Annotated in this window: 21 protein-coding genes and 1 pseudogene; 2 read left to right on the top strand and 20 right to left on the bottom strand. The window is 68.5% G+C overall.

All coding sequences use genetic code 11. The annotated features are described in order from the left end of the window. Positions 1-8: 8 nt before the first annotated feature. The 9 genes from OHA03_RS39275 to OHA03_RS39235 all read right to left on the bottom strand — a co-directional run bounded on the left by OHA03_RS39275 (position 9) and on the right by OHA03_RS39235 (position 9504). Positions 9-836 carry a DUF692 family multinuclear iron-containing protein gene (locus OHA03_RS39275; protein ID WP_267008766.1) on the bottom strand — a complete coding sequence of 276 codons (828 nt, stop codon included), beginning with the start codon at positions 834-836 and terminating at the stop codon, positions 9-11. Further along, entirely contained in the window at positions 833-1474 is a 642-nt protein-coding gene (locus OHA03_RS39270; protein WP_267008765.1) for a hypothetical protein, read from the bottom strand. Before OHA03_RS39270 ends, OHA03_RS39275 begins: the two co-directional genes overlap by 4 nt. Next, positions 1471-2277 (bottom strand): DUF692 family multinuclear iron-containing protein, encoded by an 807-nt coding sequence (locus tag OHA03_RS39265; protein WP_267008764.1) that lies wholly within the window; start codon positions 2275-2277, stop codon positions 1471-1473. The genes OHA03_RS39270 and OHA03_RS39265 overlap by 4 nt, the downstream gene beginning before the upstream one ends. After that, positions 2274-2834 carry a GNAT family N-acetyltransferase gene (locus OHA03_RS39260; RefSeq protein ID WP_267008763.1) on the bottom strand — a complete coding sequence of 187 codons (561 nt, stop codon included), beginning with the start codon at positions 2832-2834 and terminating at the stop codon, positions 2274-2276. Before OHA03_RS39260 ends, OHA03_RS39265 begins: the two co-directional genes overlap by 4 nt. Next, positions 2827-3699, bottom strand: a complete 873-nt coding sequence (locus OHA03_RS39255; RefSeq protein WP_267008762.1) for an arginase family protein — start codon at positions 3697-3699, stop codon at positions 2827-2829. Before OHA03_RS39255 ends, OHA03_RS39260 begins: the two co-directional genes overlap by 8 nt. Beyond that, positions 3692-5458 carry a radical SAM protein gene (locus tag OHA03_RS39250; RefSeq protein ID WP_267008761.1) on the bottom strand — a complete coding sequence of 589 codons (1767 nt, stop codon included), beginning with the start codon at positions 5456-5458 and terminating at the stop codon, positions 3692-3694. Before OHA03_RS39250 ends, OHA03_RS39255 begins: the two co-directional genes overlap by 8 nt. Further along, positions 5455-7560 carry a radical SAM protein gene (locus OHA03_RS39245; protein WP_267008760.1) on the bottom strand — a complete coding sequence of 702 codons (2106 nt, stop codon included), beginning with the start codon at positions 7558-7560 and terminating at the stop codon, positions 5455-5457. The genes OHA03_RS39250 and OHA03_RS39245 overlap by 4 nt, the downstream gene beginning before the upstream one ends. 2 nt (positions 7561-7562) lie before the next feature. Next, positions 7563-7850, bottom strand: coding sequence for a hypothetical protein (locus tag OHA03_RS39240; protein WP_267008759.1), 288 nt, complete (start codon positions 7848-7850; stop codon positions 7563-7565). Positions 7851-8007: 157 nt separating this feature from the next. Then, entirely contained in the window at positions 8008-9504 is a 1497-nt protein-coding gene (locus tag OHA03_RS39235) for a methyltransferase (RefSeq protein ID WP_267008758.1), read from the bottom strand. 49 nt (positions 9505-9553) lie between these two features. On the opposite strand from OHA03_RS39235, the gene OHA03_RS39230 reads away from it, so the two are divergent. Continuing rightward, on the top strand, positions 9554-9784 hold the full coding sequence (locus tag OHA03_RS39230) for a hypothetical protein (protein WP_267008757.1): 231 nt from the start codon (positions 9554-9556) through the stop codon (positions 9782-9784). Positions 9785-9919: 135 nt separating this feature from the next. Here OHA03_RS39230 and OHA03_RS39225 read toward each other — a convergent pair whose 3' ends face one another. The 4 genes from OHA03_RS39225 to OHA03_RS39210 form a co-directional block, all read right to left on the bottom strand. Further along, positions 9920-10510, bottom strand: coding sequence for a hypothetical protein (locus OHA03_RS39225; protein ID WP_267008756.1), 591 nt, complete (start codon positions 10508-10510; stop codon positions 9920-9922). 217 nt (positions 10511-10727) lie between these two features. Beyond that, entirely contained in the window at positions 10728-12119 is a 1392-nt protein-coding gene (locus OHA03_RS39220) for an IS1380 family transposase (protein WP_267008755.1), read from the bottom strand. Between the two features lie 306 nt (positions 12120-12425). Beyond that, positions 12426-12674: a hypothetical protein gene (locus OHA03_RS39215; protein ID WP_267008754.1), complete on the bottom strand. Its 249-nt coding sequence runs from the start codon at positions 12672-12674 to the stop codon at positions 12426-12428. A 303-nt stretch (positions 12675-12977) separates the two neighbouring features. Further along, positions 12978-13475: a hypothetical protein gene (locus OHA03_RS39210; protein WP_267008753.1), complete on the bottom strand. Its 498-nt coding sequence runs from the start codon at positions 13473-13475 to the stop codon at positions 12978-12980. A 174-nt stretch (positions 13476-13649) separates the two neighbouring features. Between OHA03_RS39210 and ispF the strand changes: the two genes are divergently transcribed. Beyond that, a complete protein-coding gene (ispF, locus tag OHA03_RS39205) occupies positions 13650-14180 on the top strand; it encodes a 2-C-methyl-D-erythritol 2,4-cyclodiphosphate synthase (protein ID WP_267008752.1) in 531 nt (176 codons plus the stop codon). A gap of 400 nt (positions 14181-14580) precedes the next feature. Here ispF and OHA03_RS39200 read toward each other — a convergent pair whose 3' ends face one another. The 7 genes and pseudogenes from OHA03_RS39200 to OHA03_RS39170 all read right to left on the bottom strand — a co-directional run. Beyond that, positions 14581-15195: a site-specific integrase gene (locus tag OHA03_RS39200; protein WP_267008751.1), complete on the bottom strand. Its 615-nt coding sequence runs from the start codon at positions 15193-15195 to the stop codon at positions 14581-14583. Then, a complete protein-coding gene (locus OHA03_RS39195; RefSeq protein ID WP_267008750.1) occupies positions 15192-16259 on the bottom strand; it encodes a tyrosine-type recombinase/integrase in 1068 nt (355 codons plus the stop codon). The genes OHA03_RS39200 and OHA03_RS39195 overlap by 4 nt, the downstream gene beginning before the upstream one ends. After that, complete coding sequence (locus tag OHA03_RS39190) at positions 16256-17182, bottom strand: hypothetical protein (RefSeq protein ID WP_267008749.1); 927 nt, start codon at positions 17180-17182, stop codon at positions 16256-16258. The genes OHA03_RS39195 and OHA03_RS39190 overlap by 4 nt, the downstream gene beginning before the upstream one ends. 83 nt (positions 17183-17265) lie before the next feature. Beyond that, complete coding sequence (locus OHA03_RS39185; RefSeq protein ID WP_267008748.1) at positions 17266-17739, bottom strand: hypothetical protein; 474 nt, start codon at positions 17737-17739, stop codon at positions 17266-17268. Between the two features lie 366 nt (positions 17740-18105). Next, the gene (locus tag OHA03_RS39180; protein WP_267008747.1) at positions 18106-18711 is read right to left on the bottom strand and encodes a hypothetical protein; all 606 of its coding nucleotides are present in this window, start codon (positions 18709-18711) and stop codon (positions 18106-18108) included. A gap of 277 nt (positions 18712-18988) precedes the next feature. Beyond that, positions 18989-19252, bottom strand: a complete 264-nt coding sequence (locus OHA03_RS39175) for a hypothetical protein (protein WP_267008746.1) — start codon at positions 19250-19252, stop codon at positions 18989-18991. Between the two features lie 76 nt (positions 19253-19328). Continuing rightward, positions 19329-19687: pseudogene (locus OHA03_RS39170) on the bottom strand (transposase); the annotation flags it as partial. Positions 19688-19689: the final 2 nt, after the last annotated feature.

Below are 19689 nucleotides of genomic sequence, written 5' to 3'. Positions count from 1 at the left end.
GTTCAACCTCAGTAGGCCGCCGCGCCGATCGCCGCGTGGATGTTGTCGACGGCGGCCACGAAAGCCCCCGGCTCGCGCGGTTCCATTTCGAGGCAGATACCCAAGGGGGTCTGCGTACCGCGTAGTTCGACGACCTGGGACAGGAGGCGGTACTCCTCCGCCGGGATGTCGGCGAGGTGCTGGTCGAGGTACACGGTCCGGCCCCCGTACTCGGCCCTCACGTAGCCGGCGAGGTGGATCTCCGCGACTCGCTCCCACGGGAAGGAGCGGGGCAGGACGGGGCTGCGTCCGTGGACGTTACGCTCGAACTGAAGGACGTGCGAGAGGTCGAGGCAGATCTGCACGCCTTCGTGGTCCGACGCCTCGTCCAGGAAGGACCAGAGGGAGGGGGAGTTCGGAAGCCACTCCAGTGGCGGGTTCTCCACCCGGAAGGGAACCCCGCACGCGGCCGCGAGCGTGGCGGCGCTCTCCCGGCACCGTGCCGCCGCCACGTTCATGTCCGGGGGACGGAACCACGTACCCTCGCGCCGGCCGAGGTACCAGAAGCCCGCGTCGCTGACGAGCGCCGAGACCTCGTGCTCCTTGACCAGGGACGTCAGCGACTCCACCCAGGGTCCGGTGCCCTGTTCCGGCTGGGCCATGTTCAGGTCGAGCGGGTGGAGGGTGAGCCCGGAGCCCAGCGCCCGCCGGGTCTCGACGACCCAGTCCGGAACCCCGACGGCCGTGTGGACGCCGTACTCGACGAAGTCGGTGACCCAGCCCTGCGAGGCCGCTCCGCGGGCGTACTGATCGCACGCGGCCTCGACGGCGACTCCGATGCTGACGCCGCCGATCACCGCGCGCCTCCGGCGGGGACGTAGGACAGGGAGACGCCGTCGTCGAGCCGGTGGAAGACGACGATCCCCGGACGCGGCTCCGGTGCGGGCGTCACGTCGAGCGGCGGCACCCGAAGGAGCCACATCAGCGGAGCGGACCGGACGAAGGTCATGTCGCGGTAGCCGGTGACGTGCTGGAGGGTCTCCAGGACGTCATGGCCCACGATCACGAACTCCTTGCCCGCTCGCTCCTGGATGCCGAGGGCCTCCTTCACGGCCTTCCGCTCCACGTCGTCCAGCTGCTGCGCCTGGGGGCTGGACCACAGCTCGCAGCGGGCGAGGTCCTTCAGCCACTCGGGGTGCTCCTGCGCGACGAAGTGGCGCACGAAGTTCACGGCGTGGGCGAGGGGCTCGGTGTACGCCCTCTCGTACTCCCCCGACTCGCAGTAGGGCCGCAGCCCGTCGAGGGACCTGAGCGAGGACGCCACGGCCACCGCGAAGTTGGGCGCCCACCGGTTGAGGTCGTCGACGACCTGTGCCATGAGGCGGGCCCAGGCCAGGTACTCCGTCGTCGCCTCGTCGTGCGGGGGCCGCCGGACCAGACTCCGGAAACAGTCGGCCTCCGGCACCTCGCGAGCGACGTCTTCGGACGTGGTCATGCCATTACCCTCTCAATCGCGTCGAGACCGCGGTGCTGGACCTGCGCCGGGGCCAGTTCTGCCTCGTAAGTCACCCAACCGAGCTCCGGACAACGCTCCTTCACGGTCCGGAGCACCTCAAGGCAGCCCCGCAGCGGCGGGACGTTGTGGTTGTCGAGCAGCAGCAGCCGGTCGCCGTACCGGACCTCGCTCAGTCCGGCGATGTGCGCCACCCGGACGGCCTCGAACGGCACCCGGTCCAGCTCCCGCTCCATATCCAGTCCCTCGTTGACGCACCAGGCGTAGAAGTGCCCGATGTCGAAGCAGAGCGTCGCGCCGCGCTCGGCAAGTTCCTGCATGAACTCACGGGGGCTCAGCTCGCCGTCATGGGTGAGGCTGAACGGGTTCTCGGCGTGGACCGGGGCGCCCAGCTCCGCCGAAAGACCCTGGACGTTGCGGGCGACGTGTCCGGCGACCTCGCGGTCGAGCGACGTGGGGCGGAACCAGAGGTTGCGCTCGCCACGCCCGCCCAGCCTCCAGTAACCGAAGTCGGTGACCATGTAGCGCGGCTCGCATCCCACGTGGTTCTCCGCGATCAGCCTGGCCTCGTTGTCGATGTCGAGGGCGTCGGGCAGTTCGACCGACACGAGGTGCCGGGTCATGTCGCCGACGATCCCCTCGTCGAGAAGGCGCCGCATGCCGGCGTCGTTGGCCGGCGGGTGGTGGCCGCCGTACTCGACGTATGAGACCCGCCGGTACACGGTCTCGTCGAGGTGGCCAAGCGCGGGCACGAAGTCGGAGACGCTGATCCCGATCCTGGTCACTTCTCTCCCCCGCTCCACTCGTGCCGCAGCAGTCCGAGGATCAGCTCGTCGACACGTTCCTCGTCCCGCTGGAGGTTCTCCCGCATGACACCCTCCCTCACGAAGCCCACCCGCTCGAACAGCCGCACGGAACGCGGGTTGTCGGCGAAGACCTCCGCCGTGATCCGGTGCAGATCGAGCACGTCGAAGGCATGGTTCACCACCTGCACGACCGCCTGGTACGCGTAGCCGCGCCCCCACAGGTCCTTCTCGCCGATGACGATCCCCAGCCGGCAGCGCCGGTGAGCCCGTTCGATGAGCGCCAGATGGAGGAAGCCGATGGGTTCCGCGCGGTCCGCGAGCCCGATCGCGAGGTGGACGATGTCGTCGCTGGAGCGCATCCAGCGTTCCAGTGTCTCGGCGACCTGCTCACGGGTGTACGTCCGGATCTCGTCGTCGCTGAGCCGCTGGATCTCGACGTCGTTCTTCCACCGCAGCAGCGGTTCGAGGCTCGCCGACGTGTGGGGCCGCAACTCGACGGCAACATCGGCCACTTGGGCCGCCGGCCTCTCATTCATCGCGCTTTCGCTCCTTGACCAGTTCATGGATACATCGCATCGCGATCTCGGCCGTCGCACAGTGGGCGGGATCGGGCACGATCTCCGACACGTCGGCGCTCACGACGGTGCAATTGTCCGCGATCCAGGCCATCACGCATCTGACCTGCTCCGGGGTGGCGCCGAACGGCTCCTTGCTCCCCGTGTTCGGCACGTACACCGGATCGAGTACGTCGACGTCCAGGCTGACGTGCACCTTCCTCCCCCTCAGCGCGGACAGCGCCGCCGGGTCGACGTCGCGGACGACCGTGACGGGGCCGCCGGGATCGTAGGCCTCGTCGTAGGTCGTCCAGGCCCTCGCGCCCACGTTGACCACCTCGCGGAAGGCGCCGCCGGCGGCGAGCGCCGCCACGAAGTTGCCGTTGTGCAGCTCGCCGGATCCGTCGAGATGGAGACCCAGGTCCAGGTGGGCGTCCAGGTAGACGTAGGTCAGATCCTCGTGCCGCGCGGCCGCGGTGACGGCCACCGGATAGCTGACGGTGTGGTCGCCTCCGACGACAACGGGGACATGCCCCGCCTCGAAGACCGCCGTCGAGACCTCGGAGATTCCGCGGACCACGTCGCCCACGTCCCCGGAGAGGACGCCCACGTCGACGGCCGAGGGGCGGTACCGGCGGGTCCAGGGCCGCATCCGGGCGGACGAGCGCCGGACGAAGGCGGCGGCTCCGTCGGAGTTCTCGCCGAACCTCCTTGAGAGGTCGGGATCGACGCCGAAGAAGCAGGCCGCCGCGAGCGGGCCGCTCGTCAGCTCGGCGAGGGGCACGACCGGCGCGCCCCCGAACCCCACCCGTCCGGTGCCGTCCGGGTCGTCGGGCGCCTCACCCATCGGCACCGCCCTTCACGAAGTACGAGAAGGGAGCGGACTCGCCCGGGATGCTGAGGCTCAGGTCCGCGGCGGCGTCCCTGACCGCGCGCTCGCCGTCCCACCGGTAGGGAAGACGGACGATCTTCCGCCGGTCCGGTGTCTTCGTGCCGCCGAGGCGCGCGTACTCCAGCTGATAGGCGGCCGCCTCGACGGCCGTCTGCAGGTCCGAGAGGCGCGTCTCCAGCTCGGGCGTCATGTCGGTCCGCACGAACCGGAGATGGTGCTCACCGTGGTCGTTGGTGGTCCGCCGGCCGTTGAGCACGACGAGGTTGGCGCTCTCGGGGGTGAACGCGAGCGGGGCGTGCGGGGTGAGTCCGAACGAGTGGACGCCGAGCGATTCGACGTACTGGAGGATCTCGTCCAGCTTCTCCAGGGTCTCGTCCACGTGGCGCAGCTGCATCCTCGGGTGGTCGAAGATGAGATTGGCCTTCACCTTGATGCCCTGTTCACGGGCGAACCTCATCGACCGCAGGATGTCGGTATATGTATTGCCCTTCTGCATTCCTTCGAGGACTTCGTCCGCCAGCGACTCGACGCCGATCGTCACCAGGTCGACGCCGCTTTCGGCCATGGCCTCGAAGTGGTGGGCCTGCGCCTTCGGTTCGGCGCGGATCGAGCATTCGAGTCGTGCGCCGAGCTCACGCGTGCGTCTCGCGCCGGCGTCGGCGAGCAGCCGGAAGTACCCCATCGGCACGGCATCCGAGATCAGGTCGATCCGTGACACCCCGTGCTTCTCGACGAGTTCGCCGATGTCGTGCACCACGTCGCCGGCCCGCCGGAAGAAGGCACTGACCTTGAACGGGTCCTGGGAGGCGAGGAAGGGGTAGTCGCAGAAGTCGCACTTCCCCCAGTAGCAGCCCTCCGAGACCAGGACCGGGTAGATGCGCTCGTCCAGGTATTCCGCGCGCTCCACCAGGTCGTACGAGAGGCCGCGGACCATGGAGCGGATGGTGCCGCCCTTCGCCTTCGCATGGCGCAGTCCGCCCTTCTCGTCGAGGTAGGTCGCGTTCGCCACCTCGTCGGCCCGGCACTCGCCTCGCAGGTACGCCGCCAGGCTGGGGAACTCCCCGTAGACGCTGAACTTGTAGGCGAGGTCGGCGCCGCAGACGGTCATGAGCCGTTCGAGGTCCAGGTCGTCCGTCAGCTTGATCGCCGCTCCGCCGAACACGATCCGCCCGGCGAATCCGGCTCCGTGCAGCCTCTCGCACAGCTCGGTCGCCGCCTCGGTCTGCGTGTGGAACAGGGTCGAGAACGCGATGTGGTCCGGTTCGCGCCGCAGGATCTCCTGGCAGAGCACGTCCATGGCGCGGGTGAGCCACAGATCACGGAAGTCCGGATCCGGCACCTCGGCCCGGGGGTTGACGAGGAGTTCGTGGACGGCGTTCCAGTCGATCCCCGCCCGGGCGCCACTGATCGCCGCGCCACGGCAGTAGTCGCTCTCCAGGAACGACAGATACCGGCCGATCCGGGTGAGGTCCCCCGACTCCAGCACGTCCTGCGAGAGTTCCTCGGCGGTGAGCGCCTTGAGCCGGGCGGTGACGGCCGCCCGTACGACATCGCTCTGCAGCCAGTCGAAGAAACTCAGGTTGCCGTCGAAGAACTCGACGTCCACCCCGTGGGGCGACAGCGCGTAGTCGAGCAGGACAGGGGCCAGCGGCGGACCGTTGAGCATGCTCACCGCCTGCGGCGGAACGACGACCAGAAGCTTGGGCTGTGTCATGTGGTCTTCTCCGCCGGCAGGAACATCGCCAAGGCGTTCTTGATGAGGAAGTCGAGCAGGATCCGTACCTGCGGGGAGAGGCCGTCCCGCGCGTCGATCCGCAGCCATCCACCGCGGTCGAACAGGGTCGCGAAGAGCTTCGCCCGTTCGCCGTCGAGGACGACGGCGCGCCCGGTGAGTCCGCTCAAGAGCGTGGTTCCCTTGTCGTCGGTGTGGGAGTGGTAGAACGGGATGATGTCGAACGCCTCCCAGGTCTCCGCGTAACCCCACTGCGGGATGGGGAATGGCGCCCGGGGACGCTTCTCGAAGTACAGCAGGCTGTGCAGAGTGCAGGTGGCGCCGAGGAACGGGTACGGGAAGCCCCTGACCAGGCGGAGCTGGTGATCGAAGTCGTCCTCGTCGTAGGCGTCGACCGGTTCGCGGTGGCTCCAGTCCAGCTCCCACGGGATCGCCGGGTCACCGGAGGGGTCGTAGTGGATGTCGATCCCGTAGTGGTCGGGCTTGAGGGCGATGTCCGCGCCCGGTGTCAGCCCGAACTTCCCCAGGGCGACCGTCGCGGCGGATTCGAGCAGCGCCTCCGCGGTGTCCAGGGTCAGCTGGGCCTGGCGGCGGGTCTCCCCCGGATGTCCGAGGAAGCCCATCAGCTGGACGGGGATGCCGGCGTCCGCAAACGAGCTGACCAGCGTCTCCAGACGCTGGACCTCCGTGCCCTTGTTGATGAGGTCGAGGACCTCCTGGTCGGTGCTCTCCATCCCGAACGCCGCGCCGAGGCACCCGGCACGGGCGAACACCGCGGTGTTCTCCATGCGGTAGCTCTTCTCCAGCCTGAAGTCGGCGCTCCACTTGATGTCCAGGTCGCTCTCGATGAGCGCCTCGGAGATCTTCAGGGCGTAGGCCGGTGACAGCACGTCAACGGCGAAGAAGAAGTGCTCGGAGTACTTGGAGGCGAGCTGCAGGTCCTCGATGACCCGTTCCGGCGTACGGGTGCGCCACGGCGAGGTCGGCGCGTTCATCGCGAGCCCGTAGTCGCAGAACGAGCACTTGTTCCAGTAGCACCCGCGGGTCGGCGAGTAGAGCGCGCCGGGCTTCGGCGAGGCGTAGAGGGCGTAGTCCCACACGCCGTAGTTCGGGGACGGCAGGGCGTTGACGTTCTCGAAGAAGTACCGCTTCAGCGGGCGGGGGTCCCGGACGTGGACGAGATTGTCGACCTCGCCCAGTTCGGCCCCTCGCTGGCAGTGGTCCGCCAGCCGCTTGATGAGCGTCTCGCCCTCACCGGTGACCAGGTAGTCGACGGCGAAATCGAGCGCCTTCAACTCGGTGATGTCGTCGATGTACTTGTAGAACTTGGCGGCAATCGGTCCGCCGATGGCCACCGGGACACCGCGCCGCTTCAGACGGGACGCGAGGGCCATGGTGTGTTCGAGCTGGGAGATGAACGGGATCGTCAGACCCACCAGGCCGGGGCGCATGGCCGCGATCCGGTCGGCGTGGTGGTCGTAGAAGGCGTCGACGACGTCGATGCCGAATCCTGCCTCGATCTCTCGGCGCAGGGTCACGAGGTTGATGCGGTCGCGCTCCATGCCGGGAGGCGAGGCGCTGCTGAAGGTCCGGTAGACCGAGGTCCGGGACAGCAGCGTCAACAGCCGTGGCAGCAGGCTGAGTTCGCGAACGGCATCGAGATACGCCGGGAGTTCGTAGAAGGCCTTCTCGTCACGCAGGGTCGCGAACGCCTGCTGGAAGCGCCGGCCGTCATCGAGCGTGTCGATGAAGAAGGGAAGGAGCGAGTCCTCCTCGGGCTCCGCTTCGTATCGCCGGACACAGACGTCACGCAGCTGCGCGACGACCGGCGGCGACATCATGTAGTGCCAGAACTCGATGGCGAGATCCCGCACCACATAGGAGTGCCCCGACTCGTCCAGCGCACCGGCGAGGTAGGAGAGGCTGTGGTAGGGCTGAGTGATGTCGGTCGTCCCGCAGCTCGCGAGGTAGAGAACCGACGCGTCGCCGGAGGCGTGCGGGAAGCGTGTCGTCCAGTCCTGGTCCTGCCGGTCGAGGACTTCCCGGACGGTGCGAGGTAGGAGGTCCTCGATCCGGACAGTCATGATCAGCGGTCGTACTGCACTGCGGCGATGGAGCCAGGCGCGATCTCGAGGGCCTTCACGACACGGACGTTGTCCGTGTTCTCGAGGTCCGCGGAGGCCAGCATCTCGTCGAGCTGCTGGACCGTGAAGGCGGACCGGCCGTCCTGCGCGTCGGTGCTCGCGGCCGCGGCCGTGCCACCCGTCGCCGCCACCGCGGCGGCGACAGCGGCGGTCGCGGCAGCCGTGGCAGCCGCACGGATGATCTTGTTCTTGCCCTTCTCGCCGCTGTGCGACTTCTGCTCGTCACTCATGGTGCTTCCCTTTCTGTCGCCTTCCGAGTCGCTCTGTTGAGCGACTCGGGGATCTTGTATAGCAGCGGCTCAGGGCGTGAACAAGGGCACGATCACGGGTCACGTCGCCTTTCAGTCAAGCGATTTGAGCAAGTAACGGAAGTACGTCGGGTCCGTATCAGGCCGCGGCCGGGGGCAGGTCGTCCAAGGTGAGGGCTCCTTGTCGTACGAGCTCCCGGGCGACGGCCTCGAGCGCACTGCCCCGGATGACGGACCAGTGCACGTCGCTGGTGACCGTCGCCTGCCACAGCTTCCTCGCCAGGTCGCTGATGTCCATGTCGGCCACGTAGTCGTCCTCGGGCGCGACGAGTCGGTGAGTTTCCGAACCACCGGGCGGCGCCGAGGTCACGAGGCGAACGGCGGGATTCGGCCGCAGGACGCCATCGGTATGTCCGTCCAGGTCACGGTCGAGGAACCGGAAGTGGTCCGCTACGTGGGCGCCCGCCGGCCGCGTCACGGGGCTGGCGAGGCTGACGGTCTGGACGGTTCCCTGGCGCGGACCGCCGCCGGGCTGCCTGCGCACGACGATGTACCCCGTGTGGACAGTGCTGATCCCGACGTCACCCAGGGCGTCCACCATGCGCACGGCGTACTCCGTCCGCTCCCTGGCCGTCAAGGCGTGTGACGCATGGGTGTCCGCGTAGGCCCAGACCGGGAACTGACGCTCGACGAGGACCAGGACGTCGAAACCGTCCTTGGCGCCGAGCCACTCCCCGATCCTTCGGGGCAGGTCTTCGAGGTTGAACAGGTCGGTCGTGATCGACATCAGCCCGCCGGGTGCCAGGATCTGGCCGGCCCCGGACACGATCTGCGCGAGCAGCCGTTCCCCGTCCGGTCCACCGTCCCGGTAGAGCAGGTGAGCGCCCTCGGGAACCTCCGGAACGAACGGGGGGTTGGCGACGATGCGGTCGAACTCACGGTCCGAGACGGGTTCGAGCAGGTCCCCGAGGACGAAGGTCGTGTTCTCAATGCCGTTGAGGGCGGCGTTGAACCGGGCGAAGCGGATCGCCCGGGGGTTGATGTCAACGCCCACGACCTCGTCGCTGTAACGGCTCGCGACCAGTGACTGAATGCCGCTCCCCGAGCAGAGGTCCAGCGTCCGCCCTGCCCTGCTCCGAGGCGCGACGTTGGCCAGCCCGGCACTGTCGTAACCGATGTACATGACACGGTCACCGAGATCGTCGGCGCCGGCCCACCAGTCGGAGTAGCGGCCCGTGTCGGTCGCAAGGAGGAGGTCGTGCGCGCATGTGATGTGGACCTGAGAGCGGAAGCGGCCGTCGGTCTCACCCAGCACTCCCAGCAAGAGCAGCACGTCCAGGGAGGGTTCGCTCAGGAGTGTCCTGACGGCCCGCTCGTCCACGGCCCTGTCGAGCAGGAAGAGCCTGACCGCGGCCGCGAGCGGGTCCACCCCGAGGACATGCCTGTCGAGGTGGTGGAAGGCCGCGGGTTGGAGGTCGAGCACCGGCATCCCCAGCACCGCCCGGACCCCGGCCTCGTCATAGCCCGCGGCACGGAGGTCGTCGCGCACGGCGCCGATCGCCGCCCGGTCATCGGGGGTCATCGTTGCGAAGACGGCTCGGCCATGGTGGCGGTCGCTGAAACTGTCGAGCGTCACGGTTCCGTTTCACCTCAACTCGTGCGCTGTCGCGCAGCATTCGTGACCGGTGGCCCGGATGGACCGGTCGGCGGCGCCGCTCATCGTCGCCTCTCGCTCGATCGAGGTCAACCGGGCGACTCCCTGCCGACTCCACTACCGACAGGCCGGGGCTCGTGAGTCGTCGTTGTTGACGTGTCGGCCCCTGCGGGCGGCCCAACTCTCGGAGCAGTTGGTCCCGCTCTGCGGCTTCCCGCTCCAGGACGCGTTCATCCACCACCGGGTGGTGCACGGAAGCTGAGTCATCTCGGGCCGTTCAGACGGTCGATGATGGCCTGCCGTTCTGCTGGCTCCCGTTCGATCGCCTGCCGGAGAATGTCCATGTCACGGCGGGCCTCGATCGCCTCGCGCACGATCGCGGCCAGGACGTTGGGGGTCAGCGCCTCGGCCTGGGTGGTGGTGGAGCCGCAGAACGCGCGGCGGTCGGTGACGCTCGGCGGGGCGGTCGACAGGAGGTCTCGACCTGCTCGGGGGTGACCGCGACGCGTACGAACTCGACTTCGGCGGCGGCCGCCGCGGCGAACGCGGTGACGTCCTCGGCGAGCGCGGTGAGGATCCATTCACCACTTGCGTCGTAGTCGCCTATGTGAAGAACGCCGGTTCTCTTGCCGTCTGCGATGACCCGCTCGGCGGCATCGTGCTTTCCGGCGAGGCCGCCGAAGCCTCCTCCGGAGTAGCAGGAGATGCCGAACTCCTCTTCCACTCGGGCGAGTTGAGAGACCATTCCTTCGGTCTCCGACCACAGCTCCAGCCAGACGAGCTGACCGTGTTGGCGGTCGACCCGGTAGTCGCGGGCGATCGCGTCCACGGTCCGCCAAAAGTGCTCGGTCCCGGTGAAGGACGGCGGAGCCTCGGCAGCGACCTGCTTGTCGTCCCGGATAGCCGACCACGGGATCCGGCCGGAGCGGCGCGCCATGCCGACGTACTCGCCCAGCCGCTTGTAGTCCCTCAGCGTCTTGGCGAGCACACCTTCACCGTGCAGGACGTAGAAGATCTGTCAGAGGGTGACAGGCAGGTAATCGGCCTAAGCCTTGATCCACCGAGGTGGTTTGAGAGTGGTCTTTTGATCGGCTTCGGGTCGGGTGGCCGGGTGAGGGCAGCTTGTGTCCGCTGGTCTGCCCAGCATTTCCACGGTTCGGTTCCGGTCGGGCCCTTGCGGGCGGGGCGGGCAGGGGCTGTTCGTATCAGCCGGCCGGTCCGTGGGCGGTGGAGAACAGGTGTGTCCAGGCGTGCTGCCAGGGCCAGTTGTGCGGTAGGTGCAGGGTGATGCGGCGGCCGGAGCGGGCGATCCGGGCCGGAACGTGGACCAGGTGGGTGCGGATCGTGGCGGTGGTGGCCCTGGCGTGGAAGGCGGAGGCCTGTGCGCCGGTGGCCCGCAGCAGGTTGTAGGTCATCGCCCACAGGGTGAGCCATGCGGCGTTGGCGTGGAAGTGTGCGGAGGGCAGGTGGGCCAGGGCAGAGGCTTTGCTGTCGGCGATGACCTGCTCGATGACCGCGTGGTGACGGTGTTCGCGTTCGGCCTGGAGGGTCTGTGCGGGCTGGTCGGTGAAGAACGGGTGGTAGCGCCAGACGGGAAACAACTCGCCCTGCTCACCCACAACGGCGGGTTTGGCCAGGTCGCGGACCCGGCGCACGATCAGCCGCGCGGTGACCCGCTCTGCTTTTGTGCGGCTGGCGAACGCGGTGTAGGCGGGGATCTCGGCGACTTCGGCGTCCGAGATGAGTTCACCGGTTGCGGGATCGGGCACCGCGGTCGGGTACGTGATCTGCTGCCAGGCCTGGTCGGGGAGGGTGTGGATGGCCCGTTTGATGGAGGGGTTCATCCCGCAGGTGATCGAGAAGTGGGCTCCGGCCCGGCGGCAGGTGGCGATCACCCCGGCGTTGTAGAACTGCGAGTCCGCTCGCAGGATCCGGGTGCCGGTGCAGCCCGCCTCGACGGCGGTGGCCAGCGCCTCACTGACGAATTTCGGGGCCCCACGGGAATCGGCTGCCTTGCCGCGGCGCATCCGTACTGTTGCGATCACCGGCCGGGAGGTGGGGGTGCAGATCGTGGCAAGCAGGGGGTGCAGGGTGCGGATGCCCTTGAACCGGCCGTACTCGGCGCCCTGCTTGGCCCGGCCGTAGACCCGCTTGTGGGTGGAGTCGACATCAATGAACACCATCTGATCGGCGCCGGGAAGCAGCGGGGTGTGCGCGGCCAGTTGACCGAGGAACCTGCGGTGGACAGCGTGGAGTTGGAGTGCGTGACCGTGGGTGAACGCGCGAAGGAACGTGCCCAGCGTGGACGGCGCACGAACCCCTCGGAACAGGGCGGGCATCGCGCCGTGCCGCAGCACGTGGAGGTCGTCGATGCTGTCCGCGCCCGCCGCCATGCCGGCCACGATGCTGCTGACCTTGGCGCCCGCCGACGCACCCGCGCCGTTCGTCGTCCCGCTCAGCTCCACCTTCTGCGTCACCAGGCCCGACAGCCCACACCGTTCGGCCAGCCGCATCACCGGAACCAGCCCGGCAAGCGCGACCAGATTCGGGTCATCGAACGCAGCGGAGACCGCCGCTGGAGTATGGGAAACTTGCATCTCGGAAGTGCCTTGCCGATCGTGCGTGCTGGAAGCCTCAAGAACTCCCATCATCGCAGGTCACAAGGCACTTCCTTGTTTCCCGAAGAGTCATCCACAGCCATCAGATCGGTGGATCAAGGCTAAGGTCCAGGACAGCGTCGACGGCGGCGAGCACTCGCTGCGTCTCGCGTTGGGGCCGCCGGTTCGGCTGCGGTCCCCGAGGACGCTTGTCGGGCATGCCCAGGACCTCCTTGCTCCCTTCCAGAGTGCGCCAAGGCGTCCTTTTGCTTCAAGAGGCCCGATGTGGGGGCGTGACCTGCGCTTTCACTCCGCTCGGCGTGTCGGGTCGCGGTTGAGCTGGGCCATGAGCTCGCGGTTGGCGCCGCGGGCGGCGGCGAGGTCGTCGTTGCGATCCTGGAGCTTGAGTTCCAGGTCGACGACCTGCTGTTCGAGGGTGGTGATCCGCGCCTTGAGCTGTTCGGTGTCCTCGGGGCCACCGACGCCGGACTCGCGCCAGACCTGGTCTCCCAGAGCCTCGCTGAGCCGTGCTTCGGCGTCTGACCTGGGTGGCAAAGCGGGCAGTGCGGGCATCAGCCCCGGCCAGGTCGGCCTGGAGGGCGGCCCGGCTGGCGGCTGGGCCGCGGCCGCCGGGGAGGGCGGCCGGCTCGGCGGCCTGGGCGTGTACCTGGCCGAGCAGGTCGCGGTGGCGGTAGAGGAAGGTGCGGTCGACGCCGGCGCGGCGGGCGATGGCCGTGACGCTGACCTCGGAGCCGTTCTTCGCGGCGTCGGTCAAGGCGGCGAGCACGCGCTGACGGCGCCGTCCGGTGTCGGCCCGGCGACCCTCGATCATCGCCTGGACGGTGGGGGCAGGTGCGGTCATGCGGGTCGCTCCACTCGGAGATCGGGCAGGGGCTGACGGATGCGGGGCATGCCGAGGAAGTTCTGCCGCATCTGGCGGACGACCTGGGCGGCCCGCTGGGCTTCGGCGCGTTCGGCCTCGGTGAGCGTCTCGACATCCTCGGTGACCCGCTGGATCAGACGGCGGATGCGAGTGATCTCCGCGTCGGACGGGGAGGCCTCGGCGATGGCCCAGTCGTCGGCCTCGGCCATCGATCTCAGCTTCTCCCGCTGTAGGAGCAGGTCGTCGAGGTAGGTGCGGAGGGCGGGGAGGTAGGAGACGTCGGTGAAGAATTGGTCGCAGCCCCCGCAGCGGAAGCGGAGTGGACAGGCTCCGCCGCTGGCGGCGACGTTGGAGGGCTCGGAGCAGGTGCCGAAGGGGACGACGACCGCGCCGATGGCCCGGCGTGTGCGTTCGGCATCGAGCACGGTGGTGACCGCGCCCCAGATGCGGGTGCCATGGCGGTCAAACTGCATCTGGGTGACGCGCTCGACCGCCTCGCGCAGACGTACTTCCTTGACTAATGGTGACGTCGGGTATTGGAACTGTCCGAATGCCTTGCCTTCGGACGATGGGGACAGCAGCCAGTGCCCCATTCGGTAGTGTCGGCGTCCTGCCGCTCGCTGCTTCCCAGGGAGATCCTCGTTCCGATGACGACGCCGTATGGTGATGCACCGCTTGCCCGCTTCCAGCTGCCTCGGATCGGGACCGGGGTGGACATCCATCCGTTCGCGGCGGGACGGCCGTTGCGCCTTGCGGGGTTGGACTGGCCGGACGAACCGGTGGGTCTGGCCGGGGAACCGGATGGGGACGCCGTCGTTCATGCCGCGTGCAACGCGCTGCTGACAGCGGCGGACCTCGGCGACTTGGGCGCCCACTTCGACACATCCACCCCAGAGTGGGAGGGTGCCGCTCCGACCGTATTGCTGGCCGAGACTGCCCGACTGGTCAGGGACGCCGGGTTCGAGATCGGCAATGTGTCGGTCCAGCTGATCGGCGAGCGCCCCAAACTGGGCCCTCGCCGAGCGGAAGCCCAGAAGGTCCTCACGGCCGCGCTCGGCGCCCCGGTGTTCCTCGGCGCCGCCACTCCCGAGGGGCTGGGCTGGATCGGTCGCGGCGACGGCCTGGCAGCCATCGCCAACGCACTGATCGTCGCGGTGCCGAGCGTCATCGTCGACTGATCTCGGCGGCGTAGTTGGCCCAGTCGCCGGCGGACAGACGCTGCCAGGCGACGGCGACGTCGGTGTGGATGCCCAGGGTGCGGGCGAGGATCCCGGCGGGGATCTCAGTGGCGAGCTGGAAGAGCGCGGTGCTGCGGGCCTGGTTGGGCCGGATCCCGAGCTGGTTCAGCCGCTGGGTCAGCTGCGTGGTGCTTATCGGCCGTCCGGGCTGGCCGCCGGGGAAGAGCCAGGGCGACGGGCCTCGACCATCGTGTCCTGCGGACGCAGCTGGACCACCCCGGAAACCAGCTCCAGATGAGCCGCCCCAGCCAGATCAGAGCGTCGCTGTAGACCCACTTCCACCCTCCCCTTCAGAGGGCAAATCCTGCATCAGATGGGATCTGATCACCAAACCCCCAGCTCAGGCCCTCAAGTTGCAGGAGGATGGAGTCCTCGTCAGGCCCTGTCCTGACCTCGCGACCTGCGGCTTCTCGCTCATCAGATGCAATTCCCGAGGGTTGCGGTAGTACGTTCTGGTGGTCTGGTAGTTGTCGTGGTCCATGAGCTCGGCCAGGACGTCGATGGGGACGCCGGCGTCCGCGTGCCGCTGGGCGAAGGAGTGCCGGTAGGTATAGGGGAAGATCTTTTCCTTGTCGAAGACGGTGCCGTCGTCGAGGACGAAATCGGGAAGTCTCTCGGCCCATTCACGGTGCGTGCCGCTGAGGTGGTTGGAGTCGATGGAACGGTCCCCGCGAAGGTTCAGGTTCTGCGAGGGCAGCAGGACCAGCTTCGACGGGGGCTGGTTGGGGAAGCGTTCGCGTACGCGTTTCTGCTGCGCGATGATCAGCTCCGCGGTCGGCTCGTGGATGGGCAGTTGGCGCCCGATTCTCTGCTCCTTCCAGTTGTTGTAGAGCAGCACCGGTTTGTCCTGGCTGTCGCGGGTGAGGCAGTTCAGCTCCAGGCGGCAGATCTCTTCAGGTCGGCGGCCTGTGTCCATCAGCAGCTCGATGCTCGGCCGCATCTCGTAGCAGGTCATCGCCTCGAAGCCGTCCAGGTTGGCGCAGAGTTGAGGGCGTCACTGTTCGCGGCCGGGTCAGGGACGTCCTCCAGGCGCTGGGCACCCGAGGGGCGAATGGTCCGGTCTATAAGGGCACGGAAGTTTCCGATCTCGGTGCAGGCACCCCGGTGGCAGCGATGCTGAAGTCCGAACAGCAGCTGGGCTACGACGAGTTCGGGCAGGCCCCTGAAGCTGACCTTGGCGGCGAAGCCGGTTGAAGGCGCGGTCCGCAACCACGCCTCCTCGTCGAAGTCGGGTTCCTCGCGCAGGGCCCACAGGCGCTTTTCGTGGGGATGGCACAGCCGGGTGTCACCCGCGCTGACTGCCCGACGGTTGCAGGCAAGTGCGGCACAGTCCCCCAGGCTGGGCAGGCCCTTGGCGGCCGGGTCGGCGAGGAACTCCTCCAAGGAGCCGCCGTACTTCTGTAGCTGCCACCAGTGCGTCCGGCACACGGGGCGCCCACCCGAGTCGGTCCACGGCCGCTCACAGCCGCCAACGCGGCAGTCGCCCACTGGCAGGTGCAGGTACGGTGCCGTGCGCGGGATCTGGACGAACTCCTCATAGGACAGCAAGGATTTTCGGAGCCGGGTGGCGCAGGTACTACAAAGCTTGAGTCCCTTCACCGGAGAGATACACCCCGCCACCGGGCACCGTCGCCTGCCCAGAGTGGGGTGGCCGATCGGCGGGTCCAGGACACGGCGCTCGGCGTTCCAGCCCGCACCGTCCAAGAATCCGGAGTCGATCAGTGACCAGAGGAATGCAGCCAGCTCGGCGTCGGAGGCATCCGACCCCGGGGCGAGCTCGCGCGGCGAGGGCACCGCGTCCACCGCGTTCCGCAGCCGGTCCGGCGCCGCCGTCAGATACGGCTCCGCGCTGGACAGCCGCGCGTGGTCCAGCATCGCGGCGATCTCGTCCTGGCCACCACCGGCGTCCGCAAGATTGCTGCCCGCCGCGCGCCGCAGCATCCGCGGCGTGACATTCCTGCTCAACCCGGCGCGCGCGGACAGCCGCCCGAACAGCTCGGTGATGCTGTCCGCAGTCATCGGTCGCACCGAGCGGCTCGGTGAACAGGTTCACCAGCACGAAGTCGCTGCCCGGCCCGTGCGGCAGCGCCATCCGCTCCAGGACGTACTGATCGTAGGCGAGCACCAAGGTGGTCGACGGGCTTCCACCGTCCCGGCGCCGCCGTCAGCTGTCGCTTCGCCCAGGCCCCGTTGACGTTGTCCCGCCGCAGCGTGTGCAGGTGAGAGCCCTTCTTGGGGCAGCCGAGCGCCGATGAGTCCGGCATGAAGTGCATGTCCTCGCGCCGCAGTCCGGCGGCGCCTCCCGGGCGCAGGCCGGCTCTGCCCAGCAGCAGCACGATGAACTGGTCCCGGGCGTTACGGCAGGCCAGGAACAGCTCCACGATCTCGCGGTCGCTGGCCCGCTCACCCTTCTTGCGCGGAACCTGAACCCGGTACCGGGGCCGCATCCGGTAGCCGGTCACATCCTCTCCCCGGGCCTGCTCCGGCAGATCCCAGTTCTCCGCCACCTCGTACATCTGGGCCATCACGTGCGAGGGCACCGTCTTCGCGGTGATGCCGTGCAGCAGGAACTGCCGCACTCCCGTGAGGATGTTCTGGATCCGGGCCGGCTCACGTACGGCCTCCGCCCCCGGCCCCGGGTACACAAGCCCGCTGCCCGAAGGGCGGTCGATACCCGTGACCTGCTTCGAGCCGAACTTCAGCCAGACGATGAACATCCCCAACTCCGCGGCCGCCACCCGCCAGTCACGGCCCGTCCGTATGCACCAGCGCAGGTACAGCGCGATGTGCCCGGCGTACGTACGGGTCGTCAGCTCCGCCTGGTCCTTGCCGAACCGGACGTGCCGCAAGAACGCGTCCGCCTCCGGTACGACGGCCAGGTCCTCGTCCATCACGGTCCAGTAGCGGACGCCGGATGGAAGTTGAACAAGAAAGGCCCTCAAGGGTCTACTCCGATCTCATGTGCAACGTGTCGCAACGATCACGACAGCCCCAGAGATGTTAGAGAAAACCCCAGGTCATGCAGCTAGTGCAGCGTCATGCCACAGTCTCGGAAGCCCGGGAGAACGATGTAGAGCAGGACCGCGGGGCGCGGGTCGCGGGCAGTGCGCGCCCGGACGATATCGACGTAGGTCTGGGAGCTGAATCCGCGTACGACCAGGACCGGGATGCCGAGGTCCGCGAGCCAGTCGGTGAACATGCGGCGCAGGGTGTCCTTCTCGGCCGCGACGTACAGCGCCGCCTTCTGGCCGGCGGTGCGGTCCAGGGCGAACCAGTCGGGGATGTCAGCGAGGAAGTCGCGGGCGTCGGCCCAGGCTGGGGGCACGCGGACTTCGCGCAGGGTGTCGATCAGGTCGGGGAAGTGGCCGTCGCGGCGAGCCTGGGCCAGCCGGGAGGACGGACGCCGGCAGGTGGGCGGGGTGTTGGGAATGAGGCCTTCGGCGACGAGCCGGTAGTGGACCTGGCGCAGCGTGCAGCCCATCTCGCCGTAGCCGGTCACGATGTCCGGGCGCGGTCGACCACGTCAGGCCAGTGGATGCGTCCCATACCGGTACATGTACCCATCGGACGTTGTTCCAGGTCAGCGAGTTGGGCAAGCCTCAGGGGCGCGCGGTGGGCAAGCCTGAGACGTCGTGGGCAAGCCCTCGCGTCGATTCATCGTTGGCAACTCCGTCGGGGTGTATTTGGCCAATCCGGACCTGGCGAATAGACGACTGCGACTGACCTGTGACCGAGCGTTGTAGTTGCCCCGTCCGGCTAGATGCAGCGCCCAATCCGTCACCGTAGGGAACGTCACCGTTGCCCACGGGCGAGCTTGCCCTCGAAGGGGGACGGCTTGGCCCGGGTCCCGCCCGCTGCTCACCCGTCAGGCGCGTAGACCCGCTTGCCGCAGGCCGATCGCCGCCAGGTCGGCGATGACCTGTTTGTCGCCGCGCCGCCAAGCCTCTGCGAGGCCGCCGGGTGGCGTGGGCAGCGCTGCGAGTTCGCGCTGCGAGCCGGTGAGGACGCGCAGCGCGAGGATGTCGGCGCCGCCCGCATCGGCGGCGAGGCGCCGGGTGACGGCGCTGCGGCGGATCCAGCGCAGGCGCGGGGGCAGCCACAGCAGCAGCACGAACACCACCGGGATGACGATCAGGGCGACCGTGGTCAGCGTCGCCACGTGGCCCACCGTGTCCTGGAGCGAACGACCTGCGTCGGCCAGCCCGGTGCCGGCCTCGGCGGCGGACCTGAGCGGCTTCTTCAACTGGCCTCCGACGAACGGCACCTTCGAGGCGGCGTCGCCCGCGTCGACGAGTCCGTCGGAGAGGCTGTTGCCGGCGCTTTCCGCCTTGCGGCCCGGATCGGCCAGTCGCCCGATCGCGTCGTGCACGGCCAAGGCCAGCTTCACCGCGGCGTAGATCAGGGCCGCCGCGATCAGGTCTGCGAGGACCTGGCGGCTCCGACGTGCCGGGGTCTGGGCGTAGAGGCGCATGGGCGTGCTCCTTTTCCGGTAGGGCATCGGCGGGCGTCGGCTGCCCGCACGGCTACCCCGATCGGGAGGGCGGGACACCGGGCCACCGTCGGCCCATTGGCCTTCAGAGATAGACCAGGCCCTGCTGCATTTTCGCGTGAAGGCGGTCGGCACCGTCAACCACACCCGTTCGCGAGCCGAAGCCATCACGGTACGTGTTGCATCCGCGACACTGCGGCCGACTTCAGCGCTAACACCGGGCAAGTAGGCAGTTGGCCCGTCTGGCCGACTACGACGCTCAGTCGTCAGCGATTTGCAGGGCCAGCGCGAAGTGCTCGCCCTGCATCCCCGCGAGCAGGCTGTCGAAGAGCGGGGTGAGCCCGTGCACGGCGCCGCATTCGGCATCGTGGTTAGTCCACCAGCTGGCCTCCGGTCCCAGTAGGGCCACCACCCGCTTTGCCATGCGCTCGGCGGCCTCGGCGGGCAGGTGCCGGTGACTCGGCCAGACGAGGTCGACGGCCGCGACCTGGGCAAGGAACGAGGCAGCCTCGTGCGTCTCCACCGGTTCCAGAGCGGCGCAGATCTCCGGGACGGACGGCGGGGTGTACCCGGGCAGGAAGCGCCGCCAGGCATCGTCTGTCGCTCTGCTCGGCCAGAACGGCGCCGATCAGGCGGATGATGGCGCCTCGGTCGGGGAAGATCCCGACGACGTCGGTCCGGCGCCTGATCTCCTTGTTCAAGCGCTCCTGCGGGTTGTTGGACCAGATCTGTTTCCACACGTCGCGGGGGAAAGCGGCGAAGGCCAGGAGGTCTTCGCGGAGGCGGTTTCGAGATGCTCGGCGGCCTTGGGGTACTTCTCGTCCAGGCCGGCGATCGCGGCAGCCATCTGCTTGCGGACGGCGGCTGCGTCGGGCTGTTCGAAGACGGTCCGCAGCAGCGTCGCCACCCATGGTTGGGCGGATTTGGGGACCTGCGAGAGCAGGTTGCGGGCGTAGTGGA

The organism is Streptomyces sp. NBC_00154 (genome assembly GCF_026342835.1).
In the GTDB taxonomy this organism is placed as follows: Bacteria; Actinomycetota; Actinomycetes; order Streptomycetales; family Streptomycetaceae; genus Streptomyces.
Note: the sequence above shows the minus strand (reverse complement) of the source record. Positions and strands in the feature narration are given on the sequence as shown.